This window comes from Streptomyces afghaniensis (genome assembly GCF_044327915.1).
Lineage (GTDB): Bacteria > Actinomycetota > Actinomycetes > Streptomycetales > Streptomycetaceae > Streptomyces > Streptomyces afghaniensis.
The window spans coordinates 577,086-591,328 of record NZ_JBIRGJ010000008.1 but is presented as its reverse complement, the minus strand read 5'-3'; the positions used below and the strand labels follow the sequence as shown (position 1 = coordinate 591,328).

Annotated in this window: 19 protein-coding genes; 14 read left to right on the top strand and 5 right to left on the bottom strand. The window is 71.0% G+C overall.

Annotated features, from left to right (window positions below):
- The 3 genes from ACH4G3_RS31690 to ACH4G3_RS31680 form a co-directional block, all read right to left on the bottom strand.
- Window positions 1-993: a S1C family serine protease gene (locus ACH4G3_RS31690; protein WP_397627717.1), complete on the bottom strand. Its 993-nt coding sequence runs from the start codon at window positions 991-993 to the stop codon at window positions 1-3.
- Window positions 994-1,092: 99 nt separating this feature from the next.
- Window positions 1,093-2,115 (bottom strand): LacI family DNA-binding transcriptional regulator, encoded by a 1,023-nt coding sequence (locus tag ACH4G3_RS31685; protein ID WP_397627716.1) that lies wholly within the window; start codon window positions 2,113-2,115, stop codon window positions 1,093-1,095.
- Window positions 2,116-2,253: 138 nt separating this feature from the next.
- Entirely contained in the window at window positions 2,254-3,033 is a 780-nt protein-coding gene (locus ACH4G3_RS31680; RefSeq protein WP_397627715.1) for a response regulator transcription factor, read from the bottom strand.
- A gap of 172 nt (window positions 3,034-3,205) precedes the next feature.
- Here ACH4G3_RS31680 and ACH4G3_RS31675 point away from each other — a divergent pair, with 172 nt between their 5' ends.
- The 9 genes from ACH4G3_RS31675 (at window position 3,206) to ACH4G3_RS31635 (ending at window position 8,957) form a co-directional block, all read left to right on the top strand.
- The gene (locus ACH4G3_RS31675) at window positions 3,206-4,057 is read left to right on the top strand and encodes an alpha/beta hydrolase (protein WP_397627714.1); all 852 of its coding nucleotides are present in this window, start codon (window positions 3,206-3,208) and stop codon (window positions 4,055-4,057) included.
- Window positions 4,058-4,095: 38 nt separating this feature from the next.
- Complete coding sequence (locus tag ACH4G3_RS31670) at window positions 4,096-4,350, top strand: MoaD/ThiS family protein (RefSeq protein WP_037671193.1); 255 nt, start codon at window positions 4,096-4,098, stop codon at window positions 4,348-4,350.
- 3 nt (window positions 4,351-4,353) lie between these two features.
- Window positions 4,354-5,445: a hypothetical protein gene (locus tag ACH4G3_RS31665; protein ID WP_397627713.1), complete on the top strand. Its 1,092-nt coding sequence runs from the start codon at window positions 4,354-4,356 to the stop codon at window positions 5,443-5,445.
- Between the two features lie 434 nt (window positions 5,446-5,879).
- Window positions 5,880-6,617, top strand: a complete 738-nt coding sequence (locus ACH4G3_RS31660; RefSeq protein WP_397627712.1) for an LmeA family phospholipid-binding protein — start codon at window positions 5,880-5,882, stop codon at window positions 6,615-6,617.
- A 204-nt stretch (window positions 6,618-6,821) separates the two neighbouring features.
- Window positions 6,822-6,902 carry a putative leader peptide gene (locus tag ACH4G3_RS31655; protein ID WP_350310325.1) on the top strand — a complete coding sequence of 27 codons (81 nt, stop codon included), beginning with the start codon at window positions 6,822-6,824 and terminating at the stop codon, window positions 6,900-6,902.
- A 136-nt stretch (window positions 6,903-7,038) separates the two neighbouring features.
- On the top strand, window positions 7,039-7,884 hold the full coding sequence (locus ACH4G3_RS31650) for a sulfurtransferase (RefSeq protein ID WP_307176040.1): 846 nt from the start codon (window positions 7,039-7,041) through the stop codon (window positions 7,882-7,884).
- A gap of 43 nt (window positions 7,885-7,927) precedes the next feature.
- Window positions 7,928-8,215, top strand: coding sequence for a DUF1416 domain-containing protein (locus ACH4G3_RS31645; RefSeq protein ID WP_010036201.1), 288 nt, complete (start codon window positions 7,928-7,930; stop codon window positions 8,213-8,215).
- Window positions 8,216-8,301: 86 nt separating this feature from the next.
- The gene (locus ACH4G3_RS31640; RefSeq protein ID WP_397627711.1) at window positions 8,302-8,562 is read left to right on the top strand and encodes a DUF3099 domain-containing protein; all 261 of its coding nucleotides are present in this window, start codon (window positions 8,302-8,304) and stop codon (window positions 8,560-8,562) included.
- A gap of 20 nt (window positions 8,563-8,582) precedes the next feature.
- The gene (locus ACH4G3_RS31635; RefSeq protein ID WP_397627710.1) at window positions 8,583-8,957 is read left to right on the top strand and encodes a VOC family protein; all 375 of its coding nucleotides are present in this window, start codon (window positions 8,583-8,585) and stop codon (window positions 8,955-8,957) included.
- Here the strand turns inward: ACH4G3_RS31635 and ACH4G3_RS31630 are convergent.
- Window positions 8,951-9,313, bottom strand: coding sequence for a DsrE family protein (locus ACH4G3_RS31630; protein WP_397627709.1), 363 nt, complete (start codon window positions 9,311-9,313; stop codon window positions 8,951-8,953). The genes ACH4G3_RS31635 and ACH4G3_RS31630 overlap by 7 nt on opposite strands.
- Before the next feature lie 203 nt (window positions 9,314-9,516).
- On the opposite strand from ACH4G3_RS31630, the gene ACH4G3_RS31625 reads away from it, so the two are divergent.
- The 3 genes from ACH4G3_RS31625 to ygfZ are packed head-to-tail and all read left to right on the top strand — an operon-like array spanning window position 9,517 to window position 11,522.
- Window positions 9,517-10,092 (top strand): heme-binding beta-barrel domain-containing protein, encoded by a 576-nt coding sequence (locus ACH4G3_RS31625; protein ID WP_010036187.1) that lies wholly within the window; start codon window positions 9,517-9,519, stop codon window positions 10,090-10,092.
- Window positions 10,093-10,108: 16 nt separating this feature from the next.
- Window positions 10,109-10,546: a Fur family transcriptional regulator gene (locus ACH4G3_RS31620; RefSeq protein WP_010036186.1), complete on the top strand. Its 438-nt coding sequence runs from the start codon at window positions 10,109-10,111 to the stop codon at window positions 10,544-10,546.
- Between the two features lie 10 nt (window positions 10,547-10,556).
- Window positions 10,557-11,522: a CAF17-like 4Fe-4S cluster assembly/insertion protein YgfZ gene (gene ygfZ, locus ACH4G3_RS31615; RefSeq protein WP_397627708.1), complete on the top strand. Its 966-nt coding sequence runs from the start codon at window positions 10,557-10,559 to the stop codon at window positions 11,520-11,522.
- Between the two features lie 19 nt (window positions 11,523-11,541).
- On the opposite strand, the gene dtd is transcribed toward ygfZ, so the two are convergent.
- Complete coding sequence (gene dtd, locus ACH4G3_RS31610) at window positions 11,542-11,967, bottom strand: D-aminoacyl-tRNA deacylase (RefSeq protein ID WP_010036184.1); 426 nt, start codon at window positions 11,965-11,967, stop codon at window positions 11,542-11,544.
- A gap of 212 nt (window positions 11,968-12,179) precedes the next feature.
- Between dtd and ACH4G3_RS31605 the strand changes: the two genes are divergently transcribed.
- Both ACH4G3_RS31605 and ACH4G3_RS31600 read left to right on the top strand, forming a co-directional pair.
- Window positions 12,180-12,812, top strand: coding sequence for an RsiG family protein (locus ACH4G3_RS31605; RefSeq protein ID WP_397627707.1), 633 nt, complete (start codon window positions 12,180-12,182; stop codon window positions 12,810-12,812).
- Between the two features lie 75 nt (window positions 12,813-12,887).
- The gene (locus ACH4G3_RS31600; RefSeq protein WP_397627706.1) at window positions 12,888-14,150 is read left to right on the top strand and encodes a GNAT family N-acetyltransferase; all 1,263 of its coding nucleotides are present in this window, start codon (window positions 12,888-12,890) and stop codon (window positions 14,148-14,150) included.
- Window positions 14,151-14,243 lie beyond the last annotated feature (93 nt).

The window sequence follows — 14,243 nt, the reverse complement described above, 5'->3', positions numbered from 1 at the left end:
TCAGTCGGTGGAGCCGGCCCGCAGCTTGGCGAGGTCGGCCTTGACGGTGTTGATCGGTATGGCGAAGCCCAGGCCGACGCTGCCCGCGTCGGACGACGAGGAGGCGGCGCCCGCCGGCGAGTACATCGCGGAGTTGATCCCGATGATGTTGCCGTTCATGTCGATCAGCGCGCCGCCGGAGTTGCCCGGGTTGAGGGACGCGTCGGTCTGGAGCGCCTTGTACGTCGTGGTGTCCGAGCCGGTGTCGCCGTTGAACTGCCGCCCGCCGAACTCGAACGGCCACCCGTCGCCCTGCTGGGGCTGCCGGCCCTGGTCCTCGTCGGTCGGGACCGTGACGTCACGGTCGAGGGCGGAGATGATGCCGCTGGTGACGGTGCCGGACAGACCCTCGGGGGAGCCGATCGCCACGACCTGGTCGCCGACCTGCAGGCCCGAGGAGTCGCCGAGCGTCGCCGCCTTCAGGCCGGAGGCGTTCTCCAGCTTGATCAGCGCAAGGTCCTTCTTGCTGTCGGTGCCGACGATCTTGGCGGAGTACGACTTGCCGTCGCTGGTCGTCACCTTGATCTGCGAGGCACCGGAGACGACGTGGTTGTTGGTGACGACCTCGCCGCCGCTCGTGATGATCACGCCGGAGCCGGTGGCGGAACCGGCGTTGGAGTCGGCGCTGATCTCGACGATGCTGGGGCTGACCGCCTTGGCGACGCCGGCGACCGTGCCCTTCTGGGCGGACGGCACCACGTTGGTGCTGGTGGAGCTGGAGGCGACGGTGTCGTTGCCCGTCAGCTCCTGTATGCCGTAGGCGGTGCCGCCGCCGATCGCCGCGGCGACGATCGCCACGGCGGCGAGCAGGGCGACCGGGCCACGGTTGCGCTTCTTCGGAGCGGGTGCCGGGGCGTACGCCGGCGGAGGCGGCCACTCGGGGTTCACCGGGGCCTGCTGCTGACCCTCGTAAGGGTTCTCGTACTCGCCACTGCGGTGGAAGCTCTCGGTCATGTCTCAGAGCTTGGAGCCCGACCATGAGAGCTTCCTGAGTGCACCCTGAGAAGCCCGACAGAACCTCGTATGCCCGATATAAAGGCGCCTCGGCCAGGGTCAGGCGCAGCCGCAGGAGTGCCGTACCACCAGTCGCGACGGGAACACCTTCAGCCGTTCCCGCCGGGCCCCCGCCACGCGCAGTCCGTCGTCGAGGACGAGGTCCACCGCCGCCCGGGCCATCGCCGAACGGTCGGAGGCGATCGTGGTGAGGGGCGGGTCGGTCAGCGCCGCTTCCTTGATGTCGTCGAAGCCGGCCACCGCCAGCTCGCCGGGCACGTCGATCCGCAGCTCGCGCGCGGCCCGCAGCAGGCCGATCGCCTGGTCGTCGGTGGAGCAGAAGATGGCGGGCGGGCGCTCGGGGCCGGAGAGGATCTTCAGGGCGGCCTGGTAGGCGTCGTAGCGGTTGTAGAGGGCCTCGAAGAGGCGGCCCTCCGTGGAGATCCCGGCCTCGTCCATCGCGCGCCGCCAGCCCTCGACGTGGTCGGAGACCGGGTCGCCGACCGCCGGGGTCTCGGCTATGCCGCCCATACAGGCGACGTACTCGTAGCCGTGCTCCAGCAGGTGCCGTACGGCGAGCTGGGCGCCGCCCAGGTCGTCCGTGACGACGGCGACGTCGTCGATGGCCTCGGGCCGCTCGTGCAGCAGCACGACCCGGGCGTCCCAGGCGTCGATCTCGGCGGCGGCCAGGTCGTTGAGCGCGTGGCTGACGAGGATCAGGCCGGAGACCCGCATCCCCAGGAAGGCGCGCAGGTAGTGGACCTCGCGCTCGGCCACGTAGTCCGTGTTGCCGACGAGCACCATCTTTCCGCGCTCGGAGGCGGCCTGCTCGACCGCGTGCGCCATCTCCCCGAAGAAGGGCTGGCGCGCGTCCGGGATGATCAGGCCTATGAGGTCCGTACGCCGGGACGCCATCGCCTGCGCGACCCGGTCCGGCCGGTACCCCAGCTCCTTGATCGCGGCGAGGACACGCTCGCGCGTGGCCGGGGCGACCGGCCGGGGTCCGTTGTTGATGACATAACTGACCACGGCAGTGGAAGTCCCTGCCAGCCGCGCCACATCATCCCGAGTCACCTTGGCCACGCGCGGAGTCTACGCGGATATACCCGCTCTGGGCAGGGCGTAAAGGGGCTTCCGTACGATATCCCGACCGCCGTCCGGCGGCCGTCGGCGCGTTCCGTGCGGAAAGCGATGCCCAGGTGGGCACCGCAATACGCCTCTTTACGCCTTGCTGCGCGACTCGGCGACGTCCAGATCGGCTGAATCGTCCGCGCTGTCCGGAATTCCCTTGGCCGCCTTGGCCTTCGCCTCCTCGGCGGCGCGCTCCACCTTCTCCGGCGTAACGAATCGATAACCGACGTTCCGGACGGTGCCGATGAGCGACTCGTGCTCGGGGCCGAGCTTGGCGCGCAGCCGCCGTACGTGCACGTCGACCGTGCGCGTACCGCCGAAGTAGTCGTAGCCCCAGACCTCCTGGAGCAGCTGGGCGCGCGTGAAGACACGGCCGGGGTGCTGCGCGAGGTACTTCAGGAGCTCGAACTCCTTGAAGGTGAGGTCGAGGACGCGGCCCTTGAGTTTGGCGGAGTAGGTGGCCTCGTCGACCGACAGGTCGCCGTTGCGGATCTCCATCGGGGAGTCGTCGCTGACGATCTGCTGGCGGCCCATGGCCAGACGCAGGCGCGCCTCGACCTCCGCCGGTCCGGCGGTGTCCAGCAGGACGTCGTCGATGCCCCAGTCGGCGGTGACGGCCGCGAGACCGCCCTCCGTGACGACGAGGACGAGCGGGCAGCCGGGCCCGGTCGAGCGAAGCAGCTGGCACAGGCTGCGGACCTGCGGCAGATCGCGGCGGCCGTCGACGAGGATGACGTCGGCGCCCGGGGTGTCGACGAGGGCGGGGCCCTCCGCGGGGGCCACTCGCACGTTGTGCAGGAGCAGACCGAGGGCGGGGAGCACCTCCGTCGACGGCTGGAGGGCGTTGGTCAGGAGCAGCAGAGAACTCATACGTCTGGTTCCTCCTCGGTCCCTGCGAGGACGTTTGTTGGCACAGCACAGCTCTGCGATCCCGAAGGCCCCGTACACCTGCGGTTTCCCGCGTCGTATACAACGCTTCCGAAAGCACAAAAGGACCCGGGGGCTACGCTGCCCGAGTCCTCTGCCCAGCAGAATAGCCCACATGAGCTCTGGTTCGGCAGGTCATGTGGCGCGTTCCACCGTTCGTCCGCACTCCGAGACGACCCGGGGAACACCTGTGCGGTCGCAATTGCGGACGTTTCTGCGCACGTCCGACGGTGTGACGATCGATGCCGTATACGACCCGGGTGCGGTTGTATACGACGCCTCCCGGACACCTGCCGATCACCCCGTGTTCGTCGTCGCCCACGGCTTCACCGGTGCTGTGGACCGGCTGCACGTGCGGCGCGTTGCGCGGGCCTTCGCCCGGTTCGGGGCCGTCGTCACGTTCTCCTTCCGGGGCCACGGGGCGTCCGGCGGGCGGTCGACCGTCGGGGACCGGGAGGTGCTGGACCTGGCGGCGGCGGTGGGTTGGGCCCGGGAGCTCGGGCACGCGCGCGTGGGGACGGTGGGGTTCTCCATGGGCGGCTCGGTGGCGCTGCGGCACGCGGCGCTGCACCCACGGCAGACGGACGCGGTGGTGTCGGTGAGCGCACCGGCCCGCTGGTACTACCGGGGAACCGCCCCCATGCGCCGGCTGCACTGGCTGGTGACGCGGCCGGAGGGCCGCGTGGTGAGCCGCTACGGCCTCCGCACGCGCATCCACCACCGCGACTGGGACCCGGTCCCGCTCTCGCCCGTGGAGGCGGTGCCGAGGATCGCGCCCACGCCCCTGCTGATCGTGCACGGCGACGCCGACGGCTACTTCCCCGTCGACCATCCCCGCATGCTGGCCGCGGCCGCCGCCGACCAGGGCGAACTGTGGCTGGAGCCCGGCATGGGGCATGCCGAGAACGCGGCGAGCGACGAACTGCTGGGGCGGATCGGGGAGTGGGTGGTGGGCCGGGCGGGCTAGCCTGGCGGGGTTCACCGACAAGCAGATCGAGGAAGCAGATGCCAAAGGTCACGGTGCGCTACTGGGCCGCCGCCAAGGCCGCGGCCGGGGTGGCCGAGGAGCCGTACGAGGCGGCCACGCTCGCCGAGGCGCTCGACGGGGTACGCGCGCGACACCCCGGCGAACTCGAGCGCGTGCTGCGGCGATGCTCGTTCCTCGTGGACGGTGACCCCGTGGGCACCCGCGGACATGAGACGGTACGGCTGGCCGACGGCGGCACGGTCGAGGTGCTCCCGCCGTTCGCAGGAGGGTGAGCGATGACCAACCAGCCGACCAACCAGCCGTACGACGGCTACGAGGGATACGACCCCTACGGGCAGCAGGGGTACCAGCAAGGGCACCAGGCGTACCCGCAAGCGCATCAGGGGTACGACGACCCGTACGCCGGTCAGCAGTACACGCAGCAGTGGCAGGGACAGACCTGGGAGACGCAGACCCAGTCGCCGGTGTCCGCGCAGGTGACGGCGGCGGAGGAGACGGCGTATCTGCCGCCGCAGGGGTACGGGGCTCCTGCTCCCACCCCTGCTCCCGCTCCTGCACCTGCTTCCGCCGCTTCCGCCGCCGAGTACGGTCCGGCCACCGTCGGCGGGAACCCGCGTGTCACTGACGCGCAGCGGGCTCGGGCGGAAGGGCGGTCGCCGATCATCGAGCCCGGGATGCAGCCGGCCGCGCTGACGGCGCTGCTGGGGCTGTTGCTGGCGGGCGCGGCGGCGGTCGGCACGTATGCGCTGCTGGTGCCGCTCGTCGTCCTCCAGGCCGTCACCGCGGCGGGCTGGTTCCGGCTGAACGGGATGTGGCCGGCGCGGCAGGGCATTGCACTGGGCTTCGCGGGCGCGCTGGCCGCGGACGCGGCGCTGCTGGCGTCGGACCGCTCGCCCTCGGCGATCCTGGGCACGCTCGGGGTGTGGGTGGTGCTGGCGCTGGTGCTGCAGCTGCGGTCGCACGCCGATCCGGACGAGCGGATGTACGGCCTGATGGCGACGGTCGCGGCGTCGGCGCTGGCGATCGTGGCGGGCGGGTACCTCGCGGCCGAGGCGGACGCGGTGACCGTGGGTGCGATCGCGGTGGCGGTCACGGTCCTGGCCCGTGCCCTGCCGCTGCCGACCCCGGCGTCGGTGGTGGTGGCGCTGCTCGCGGGTGCGGGCGGCGGTGCCGCGGCCGGCTCGCTGACGGGCCTGGGCACGGCGGGCGCCCTCCTGGGCGCGGGCGCGGCGGTCTGTGCCCTGATCGGCCACCGAGTCGCCGGCTACGACTACCCGTCCCGCTTCGTCCACTTCACGGCGGGCGTGTCCCTGCCCCTGTCCGCAGCGGCCCCGGCGATCTACGTACTCGGACGGGCCCTGGTCTAGCGCCTGACGCCGGGTGGTGGGTCGGGGCCGCGCCGGGGGGTGTCCGTCCTCGGAACGGCGCGATGGGGTCACACACCGACTGACTGGCGTTGACGCGCCAACCGCTGCGGGCGGACACCCCCCGACACGTCCCCTTCTCGCCGTCGGCGGGTGCGGGCGCACTCAGCTGCGGGCAATCGTGCCGCTAAGGGCGGCACGGGTGGGCGATGGGGGTCCCCCTGCTCGAGCGAAGCCGAGAGCTTGGGGGAGGCACCCCGTTCCGCCGGGCTGCGGACCCACCCGGCCCGGGCACCCACGCCGGGTGCCTGACCTGTCACAGATGATCGACAAACCCGGAGCCCCCGCCTCCCACGGAGTTACCCTCACGCAAGGACGGCCGCTCGGTCGTCGAACACCGGACCGCCGTCCAACCGCCTAGGTGGGGGAAACACCGCATGCGCGCACTGCGAATACTGCTGATCGTCGTCGTGATCCTGGGCGGGCTCTTCGTGATCGCCGACCGCGTCGCCGTGAACTTCGCCGAGGGCGAGGCCGCCGACCGCCTGAAGACCACCGAGAACCTCTCCGCCACCCCGGACGTGTCCATCAAGGGCTTCCCGTTCCTCACGCAGGTCGTCGGCGGCTCCCTGGACGACATCGAGGTCGGCATCACCGACTACGAGGCCGCCGCGGGCAACGGCGCCGAGAAGATCCGTATCGACGACCTCCGGGCCGACATGCGCGGCGTCGAGTTCTCCGGCGACTACAGCTCCGCCACCGCCACCAGCGCCACCGGCACCGCGACCATCGCCTACGACGAGCTGCTGAAGACGGCGAAGTCCGAGCCCACCCAGGTCGCCCCGGGCGTCACCGCCAACGTCGTCGGCCTCTCCGACGGCGGCAACGGCAAGATCAAGGTCACCGTGGAGGCCACCGTCCTCGGCACCAAGCTGCCCGAACCGGTCTCCGTGCTCAGCTCGGTGACGGTGACCGACGGCACCGTGCGGGTGAAGGCCGACGGCCTGCCCAAGTTCGGCGGCGTCGACATCGCCGAGTCCCGCGTCCGGGCCATCACCGACTTCCAGCAGAAGATCGACGGCCTGCCCGGCGGCATCCAGCTGGACAAGGTCCAGGCCGCGCCGAACGGCGTCGAGATCACGGTGAAGGGTTCCAACGTCCGCCTGGCCGGGTAGGGAAGCCGCCAGACGGACCGGACCCGGCGTGTCCGGTGGGCGAGACGGTGATGTCCGTAGCGCAGATGTGACGGCGGATACATTCGGGCACAAGCCTTGTCCCGCACCTCCGCGAACGGCCGCGATCCCACATGGTGGATTTTCGCGTCTCAGTATGCGACACACCGGTGACACGCGTGCCCGACCGTCCCTACGATCGACGGCATGAAGCGACAGGCGGATCTCACGAAGCGGCGGGCAGTAGACCTGTGCCGCGTCGCCGCCATGCTCTGTCGCACCTTCTGAGCGACCGCGTCGGCCCATGCGCCGACGCGCGCATCCCCGCCGCCCCGCACCAAGGGCACCTGTGCGCCGCCCTCGTCATGGGCGCGCCCCGCAGATCTCGCACGCCCCGCCGCAACTGCCCCGGAGGAGAAAGAGCATGAGCCGCAGCGACGTCCTGGTCGACGCCGACTGGCTCCAGGAGCACCTGGACGACCCGACCATCGCCATCGTCGAGGTGGACGAGGACACGTCCGCCTACGAGAAGAACCACATCCGGAACGCCATCCGGATCGACTGGACCAAGGACCTGCAGGACCCGGTCCGCCGTGACTTCGTCGACCAGGAGGGCTTCGAGAAGCTCCTGTCGGAGAAGGGCATCGCCAACGACCACACCGTGGTCCTCTACGGCGGCAACAACAACTGGTTCGCCTCCTACGCGTACTGGTACTTCAAGCTGTACGGCCACGAGAACGTCAAGCTCCTCGACGGCGGCCGCAAGAAGTGGGAGCTCGACGCCCGCGAGCTGGTCGCCGGCGACGAGGTGCCGGAGCGTCCGAAGACGGACTACAAGGCCAAGGCCCAGGACACGTCCATCCGTGCCTTCCGCGACGACGTGGTGGCGGCCATCGGTTCGCAGAACCTCGTCGACGTGCGTTCGCCCGACGAGTTCTCCGGCAAGCTTCTCGCCCCGGCCCACCTGCCGCAGGAGCAGTCCCAGCGCCCCGGCCACGTGCCGAGCGCTCGCAACATCCCGTGGTCCAAGAACGCCAACGACGACGGCACCTTCAAGTCGGACGAGGAGCTCAAGGAGCTCTACGCCGCGGAGAGCGTCGACCTGGCCAAGGACACCATCGCCTACTGCCGTATCGGTGAGCGCTCCGCGCTGACCTGGTTCGTCCTGCACGAGCTGCTCGGTGTGGAGAACGTCAAGAACTACGACGGCTCCTGGACCGAGTACGGCTCCCTGGTGGGCGTGCCGATCGAGCTCGGCGCCAACAAGTAAGCAAACCGACCGACCTCTCAAGACCTCTCTTCAGGAGTACGACATGTGTGGAGCGAAGGCCGGCGGCCCGGACGCCTCGACGATCAAGCCCGGTGAGACCACCATCCAGGGTCAGGTGACCAAGGACGGCGAGCCGGTGACGGGCTACGTCCGTCTGCTGGACTCGACCGGCGAGTTCACGGCCGAGGTGCCGACCTCGGCGACCGGACAGTTCCGCTTCTACGCGGCCGAGGGCACCTGGACCGTCCGCGCCCTCGTGCCCGGCGCCACCGCCGACCGCACGGTCGTCGCCCAGAAGGGCGGCCTGGCGGAGGTCGCGATCGCCGTCTGACGGCGGCAGTGCCAGGAGGGGCCGCATCCCACGGGTTGGACGCCTGGGGTGCGGCCCTTCGGCCTGTCCGGACCTACGCTGGGTGTATGTACGCACGACGGCGGCGCACGTACTTCGCGATGATGGGCGGCTGCATCGGCCTCTTCGTCCTGGCCTGGGGCGTCGTGCGGCTGTGGTCCATCCCCGTGGCCGTGGGGATGTGCGTGGTGGCCATGGTCATCCCGCCCGCCGCCGCGATGGTCGCGAACCGCCGGGGCCCCGAGGACCGCTGGTGGGACGATCCCTCCGGCGACCCCACGTCCGACGAGTGGTGGGACGAACTGGACGGCAAGAAGCGCGGACGCTGAACCGGCCAGGGGGAGGGCCCATGCGCCTGACGGCGGCGACACTGGACGCACCGAACGCCCGTGAGCTGGCGGACTTCTACCTGCGGCTGCTGCCCGGCTGGGCGGTACGGCCGGGCGAGGACGGCCCGGACTGGGTGCACATCCGGCCACCGGACGGCGGTACGGGGCTGTCCTTCCAGACCGAGCCCGCGTACGTGCCGCCTGTCTGGCCGAGCGGCCCGGACCGGCAGCAGATGATGATCCACCTCGACATCGAGGTCGACGACCTGGCGAAGGAGACCGCGCGGGCCGTCGCCGCCGGGGCGCGTCTCGCCGCCTTCCAGCCGCAGGACGACGTCCGGGTGCTCCTGGACCCGGCCGGGCACCCGTTCTGCCTGTACACGGAGTCTCAGTAGACGAGCGCCTGGGTCTCCTCCGCCATCGCCTCCTGCACGAAGACCTGGGCGCCGGCGATGCGGATGCCCTTGAGGACGTCCTGCTCCGTGATGTCGCGGCGGGCCGCGCACTGCGTGCACAGCGTGACGCGGCCGGCGGCCAGCACCGAGTCGAGCAGGTCGGGGAGCGGGGCCGCGTGCGGCAGCTCGAACTCGGCGGCGCGACCGGGCAGGGCGAACCAGGCGGACTCGCCGGTCAGCCACAGAGAGACGTCCACCCCGCTCGCCACGGCCACCGCCGCGACCGTGAACGCCTGGGAGCACCGCTCGGGGGCGTCGGCCCCCGCCGTCACCTTGATCACCAGCTTCTTCGCCATAGCCGGAATCGTAGTGCCGAAGGGGCCCGCGTAAGCTGGGCGCGGCCCCGTGCACACATCCGCACCCCGCTCAAGGAGCACCCCGTGGAGCTTTTCTTCGAAATCCTGTTGGTCCTGGTCGCCGTCGGCGTCCTCGCCTTCGCCGGACTGACCGTGAAGAAGCTGTACCAGGGCCAGCGCTGATCCCCGTCTAGGAAGTTCCCATGATCGAGATCCCGTCCGACCTCCACAAGGACCTCGTCCCGCTCGCCTTCCTGCTCGGCAACTGGGCCGGGGCCGGTGTGCACGACTTCCCCGGCTCCGAGAAGTGCAACTTCGGGCAGGAGGTCGCCTTCACCCACGACGGCCGGGACTTCCTCGAGTACCGCTCCCACAGCTGGGTGCTGGACAAGGACGGCAACAAGGTCCGGCCGCTGGAGTCCGAGCACGGCTTCTGGCGGATCGACGCCGAGCGCAAGGTCGAGGTGACGATGACCCGCGACGACGGTGTCATCGAGATCTGGTACGGCGAGCTGGCCGACAAGAAGCCGCAGATCGACCTCGTGACGGACGCGGTGGCCCGCACCGCCGCCTCCCAGCCCTACACCGGCGGCAAGCGGCTCTACGGCTACGTCAAGAGCGACCTGATGTGGGTGGGCGAGAAGCAGACCCCCGAGGTCGAGTTGCGCCCCTACATGTCGGCCCACCTGAAGAAGGTCGTCACGCCGGAGGAGGTCGAGCGCTGGGCCAAGGCCCTGCCCGACGACATGCCGGACGACGGGATCGCTTTCTTCAAGTAGTCCTAGACTGGCCGGTGTGGTGAGCACCGACTGGAAGAGCGATCTGCGGCAGCGCGGTTACCGGCTGACCCCGCAGCGGCAACTCGTGCTCGAAGCCGTGGACACCCTTGAGCACGCGACCCCCGACGACATCCTCGTGGAAGTGAGGAAGACGGCGTCGGGGGTCAACATTTCCACGGTGTACCGGACGCTGGAGCTGCTGGAGGAGCTCGGCCTGGTCAGCCACGCCCATCTGGGGCACGGGGCGCCGACGTACCACCTCGCGGACCGGCACCACCACCTCCACCTGGTCTGCCGCGACTGCCAGAACGTCATCGAGGCGGACGTCTCCGTGGCCGCCGAGTTCACCGCGAAGCTGCGGCAGACGTTCGGGTTCGACACCGACATGAAGCACTTCGCGATCTTCGGCCGGTGCGAGGACTGCACCCTCAAGGCTTCAACTACCGAGTCGTAGGCTTACGGATATGAAGAGCCCCCTGCTGACCCTGCCCGGCGCCGTCCCCGCCGAGGGCGTGGACGAAGGCGTCGCCGCCCACTACGGCGACCTGTTCCGCGAGCAGCGCGCCCTCGCCGACGGCACCGGCTTCGTGGACCTCTCGCACCGCGGGGTCGTCGCCGTCACCGGCGAGGACCGGCTCGCCTGGCTGCACCTGCTGCTCACCCAGCACGTCAGCGAGCTCCCGGCGGGCCAGGCCACCGAGGCGCTGATCCTCTCCGCGAACGGCCACATCGAGCACGCGCTGTACCTCGTCGACGACGGCGAGACGTCCTGGGCCCACGTGGAGCCGGGCACCCAGGAAGCGCTGATCGCGTACCTGGAGTCCATGAAGTTCTTCTACCGGGTCGAGGTCGCCGACCGGACCGCCGACATCGCGGTGGTGCACCTGCCGGCCGGCTCCATCGCCGAGGTGCCGCAGGGCGTCGTCGTCCGGGAGACGCCGTACGGCCGGGACCTGTTCCTGCCCCGCGCCGACCTGGAGGCGTACGCCGCGCAGGCCGGGCCGCCCGCCGGGATCCTGGCCTACGAGGCGCTGCGCGTGGAGCAGCACCGGCCCCGGCTCGGCTTCGAGACCGACCACCGCACGATCCCGCACGAGCTGGGCTGGATCGGCTCGGCGGTGCACCTGCAGAAGGGCTGCTACCGGGGCCAGGAGACGGTCGCCCGGGTGCAGAACCTGGGCAAGCCGCCGCGCCGGCTGGTCTTCCTGCACCTGGACGGCAGCGAGGTCCACCTGCCGGTGGCCGGCACCGAGGTCCGGCTCGCGGACGACGGTCCCGACGGCCGGAAGATCGGCTTCATCACGACCTCCGCACGCCACCACGAGCTGGGGCCGGTCGCCCTCGCCTTGGTGAAGCGGAACGTGGCCGTGAACGCGCCGCTGGTGGCCGGTGACACGGCCGCGGCCCAGGAAGTCGTCGTCGAGCCGTAGAGCTTGTCGTTCTTTCGGGTCAGATCTCGATCAGCACGGTGAACGGTCCGTCGTTCGTCAGTGATACGCGCATGGCCGCGCCGAAGCGGCCCGTGGCCACCGTCGCGCCCAGCGAGCGCAGCTGGGCGACCACCTCGTCGACGAGGGGCTCGGCGACGTCGCCGGGGGCTGCGGCGTTCCAGGTGGGGCGGCGGCCCTTGCGGGCGTCGCCGTAGAGGGTGAACTGGCTGATCACCAGGAGCGGGGCGTCGATGTCGCTGCACGACTTCTCGTCGTGCAGCATGCGGACCGACCAGAGCTTGCGGGCCAGCTGGGCCGCCTTCTCCTTGGTGTCCTCGTGCGTGACGCCGACGAGGACGCACAGCCCCTCGCCCTCGATCGCCCCTACGGTCTCGCCGTCCACGACGACGCTCGCGCCGTCCACCCTCTGCACCACTGCTCGCATACGTCCATCATGCAGGGCGGTGAACATGAGACCGCGGGTGGTTCGCGCATGGCCCGAAAGGGTGGTTTGCTCAGGGCCCCAACAGGCCGCGCACGGCCGTATTTTGCTGCTTAACCGCCCATCTGGGGTCTATCGGGGGCACTCGTTCCCATAGCGGCCACTTGGGGTGGCACGATGCTTTCACACACCGGTCGAGGGGACGGTTGAGGCACATGAGCACATCCAGTACCGGACATCCGCTGGGGGCTGTCTGGTCCAGCCACACGGGGACCGGGGCGGCGGAGTACCACCGGCCGCCCACACAGCGCACCGACAGCCCGCCGCTGCCCTCGGACGCTCCCGAGCGCGAGCTGGCCGCGCTGAGCCTGCCCGAGCTGCGCACGCTGCGCCGTGACGCCCAGCGCGACGAAGCCGACCTCAGCTACGTACGGCGGCTGCTCCAGGGGCGGATCGACATCCTGCGGGCGGAACTGACGCGGCGTACCCCGGTGGGCGCGGCCTCCGTCGCCGCGCCCGCGGAGGCGTCCGTCGTGGAGCGGCTCGCGGAGATCCTGCGGGACGCCCCGGCCCGGCATCGCTCCTCCGCCCGCCATCTGACCCTGGGGACGCCGCAGGGCGAGGAGTACCGGCGGCTGGCCGCGGAGATGCTCGCCGAGGTCGAGCTGTCCGACCTGGACGCCCGCACGGACCTGGAGCTGAACACCGCGATGGGGCGGCTCGTGCGCTACGAGCAGCAGGTCTCCCGGCGGCGGCAGCGGCTCCAGCGGACGGCCGACGAGTGCAGCGCGGAGATCGCGCGCCGGTACCGCGAGGGGGAGGCCCAGGTCGACGACCTGCTCGTGTGAGGCTCCGCGGGCCCGGGAGGGCCGGCGGTCGGATATTTACGCGACACCGACCGGCCCTCCGCCTAGCGTGATGCCATGACCCCCGCTCCCCGTGCCGACGGCATCGACGTACGCCCGATCACCGAAGCCGAGTTCACCGAGTGGCTGCGTGCCGTGAGCACCGGCTTCCTGCGGGCGCCGGCCCCGTCCGAGGAGGAGATCGAGGGGCGACGCCGGCAGTTCGTCCCCGGCCGTTACCTCGGTGCTTTCGACGGGGGCCGGTGTGTGGCGACCTTCAAGTCCTTCGACCAGGAGCTCACGGCCGTGGGCGGGGCGAGTGTCCGGGCCGATGCCATCACGGGGGTCACCGTCACCGCCACGCACCGCCGTCGCGGGCTGCTCAGCCGGATGATGGCGCGGGACCTGGCGGCCGCGAAGGAGCGCGGGGACGTCGTCGCGACGCTGATCGCCGCCGAGTACCCGATCTACGGCCGGTACGGCTTCGGGCCGGCGACCTGGATGTCGGAGTGGACGGTCGACGTGCCGCGCGCCGGTCTCGACGCCCGCTGGGCGGGTCCGGCGGACGGCGGGCGGGTCGACCTGGTGGACGGCGAGGATGTCCGCAAGCTCGGCCCGGAACTGCACGAGCGGCTGCGCCGCGCCCAGCCCGGTGTCATCACCCGCGACGAGGTGTGGTGGAGGCTCAACACCGGCGCGCTGCGGTTCGACCCGTCGTGGAAGCTCCCCTTCTTCGCCGTGTACCGCTCGGCGTCCGGCGAGGTCGAGGGCATGGCCGCCTACGAGGTCGACGACAACTGGGGTGACGCCAAGCAGCCGTTGAACACGGCCACCGTGAAGTGGCTGCTCGGCGCGACCCCGGCCGCGGAGCGCGCCCTGTGGCGGTACCTGTGCTCCATCGACTGGGTCGTGACGGTCAAGAGCGGCTGGCGGGCTCCCGACGACCTGCTCCCGTTCCTGTTGCCGGATCCGCGGGCGGCCAGGATCACCTCGCTGGCGGACTGGCTGTGGGTGCGGATCCTCGACGTCGTACGGGCGCTTGAGGCGCGGACGTACGAGGGGGAGGGGACGCTGGTGCTGGAGGTCGCGGGGGTGGACGGTCTGACCGGCGGGCGCTACCGGCTGGAGGCCTCGGCCGCCGGGGCGTCCTGTACGCCGACCACCGAGAGCGCGGACCTCGCGCTCGGGCTGGTCGAGTTGGGGGCGCTGTGGCTCGGCGACGAGTCGGCGGTGCGGCTGGCGGCGCTGGGCCGGGTCCGGGAAGAACGAGCGGGCGCCGCCCGGAAGGCCGACGCCCTGCTGCGTACGTCCAGGCGGCCGTGGTGCCCGGACATATTCTGAGCCGCCCTCCTTCCGCCGACGACAGGGATCCCGCATCCGTAGCGAGCTGTTCGGTTGTGGTTGTTGTGCGGTCGGGCCGACCGGCGTGAACGC

Coding starts and splice junctions, on each gene's coding strand:
- ACH4G3_RS31640 (WP_397627711.1), top strand. CDS start 8,302: ATGTACGCACGACGGCGGCGCACGTACTTCGCGATGATGGGCGGCTGC.
- ACH4G3_RS31660 (WP_397627712.1), top strand. CDS start 5,880: ATGCGCGCACTGCGAATACTGCTGATCGTCGTCGTGATCCTGGGCGGG.
- dtd (WP_010036184.1), bottom strand. CDS start 11,967: ATGCGAGCAGTGGTGCAGAGGGTGGACGGCGCGAGCGTCGTCGTGGAC.
- ACH4G3_RS31600 (WP_397627706.1), top strand. CDS start 12,888: ATGACCCCCGCTCCCCGTGCCGACGGCATCGACGTACGCCCGATCACC.
- ACH4G3_RS31635 (WP_397627710.1), top strand. CDS start 8,583: ATGCGCCTGACGGCGGCGACACTGGACGCACCGAACGCCCGTGAGCTG.
- ACH4G3_RS31650 (WP_307176040.1), top strand. CDS start 7,039: ATGAGCCGCAGCGACGTCCTGGTCGACGCCGACTGGCTCCAGGAGCAC.
- ACH4G3_RS31665 (WP_397627713.1), top strand. CDS start 4,354: ATGACCAACCAGCCGACCAACCAGCCGTACGACGGCTACGAGGGATAC.
- ACH4G3_RS31605 (WP_397627707.1), top strand. CDS start 12,180: ATGAGCACATCCAGTACCGGACATCCGCTGGGGGCTGTCTGGTCCAGC.
- ACH4G3_RS31690 (WP_397627717.1), bottom strand. CDS start 993: ATGACCGAGAGCTTCCACCGCAGTGGCGAGTACGAGAACCCTTACGAG.
- ygfZ (WP_397627708.1), top strand. CDS start 10,557: ATGAAGAGCCCCCTGCTGACCCTGCCCGGCGCCGTCCCCGCCGAGGGC.
- ACH4G3_RS31630 (WP_397627709.1), bottom strand. CDS start 9,313: ATGGCGAAGAAGCTGGTGATCAAGGTGACGGCGGGGGCCGACGCCCCC.
- ACH4G3_RS31680 (WP_397627715.1), bottom strand. CDS start 3,033: ATGAGTTCTCTGCTGCTCCTGACCAACGCCCTCCAGCCGTCGACGGAG.
- ACH4G3_RS31625 (WP_010036187.1), top strand. CDS start 9,517: ATGATCGAGATCCCGTCCGACCTCCACAAGGACCTCGTCCCGCTCGCC.
- ACH4G3_RS31655 (WP_350310325.1), top strand. CDS start 6,822: ATGAAGCGACAGGCGGATCTCACGAAGCGGCGGGCAGTAGACCTGTGC.
- ACH4G3_RS31675 (WP_397627714.1), top strand. CDS start 3,206: ATGAGCTCTGGTTCGGCAGGTCATGTGGCGCGTTCCACCGTTCGTCCG.
- ACH4G3_RS31645 (WP_010036201.1), top strand. CDS start 7,928: ATGTGTGGAGCGAAGGCCGGCGGCCCGGACGCCTCGACGATCAAGCCC.
- ACH4G3_RS31670 (WP_037671193.1), top strand. CDS start 4,096: ATGCCAAAGGTCACGGTGCGCTACTGGGCCGCCGCCAAGGCCGCGGCC.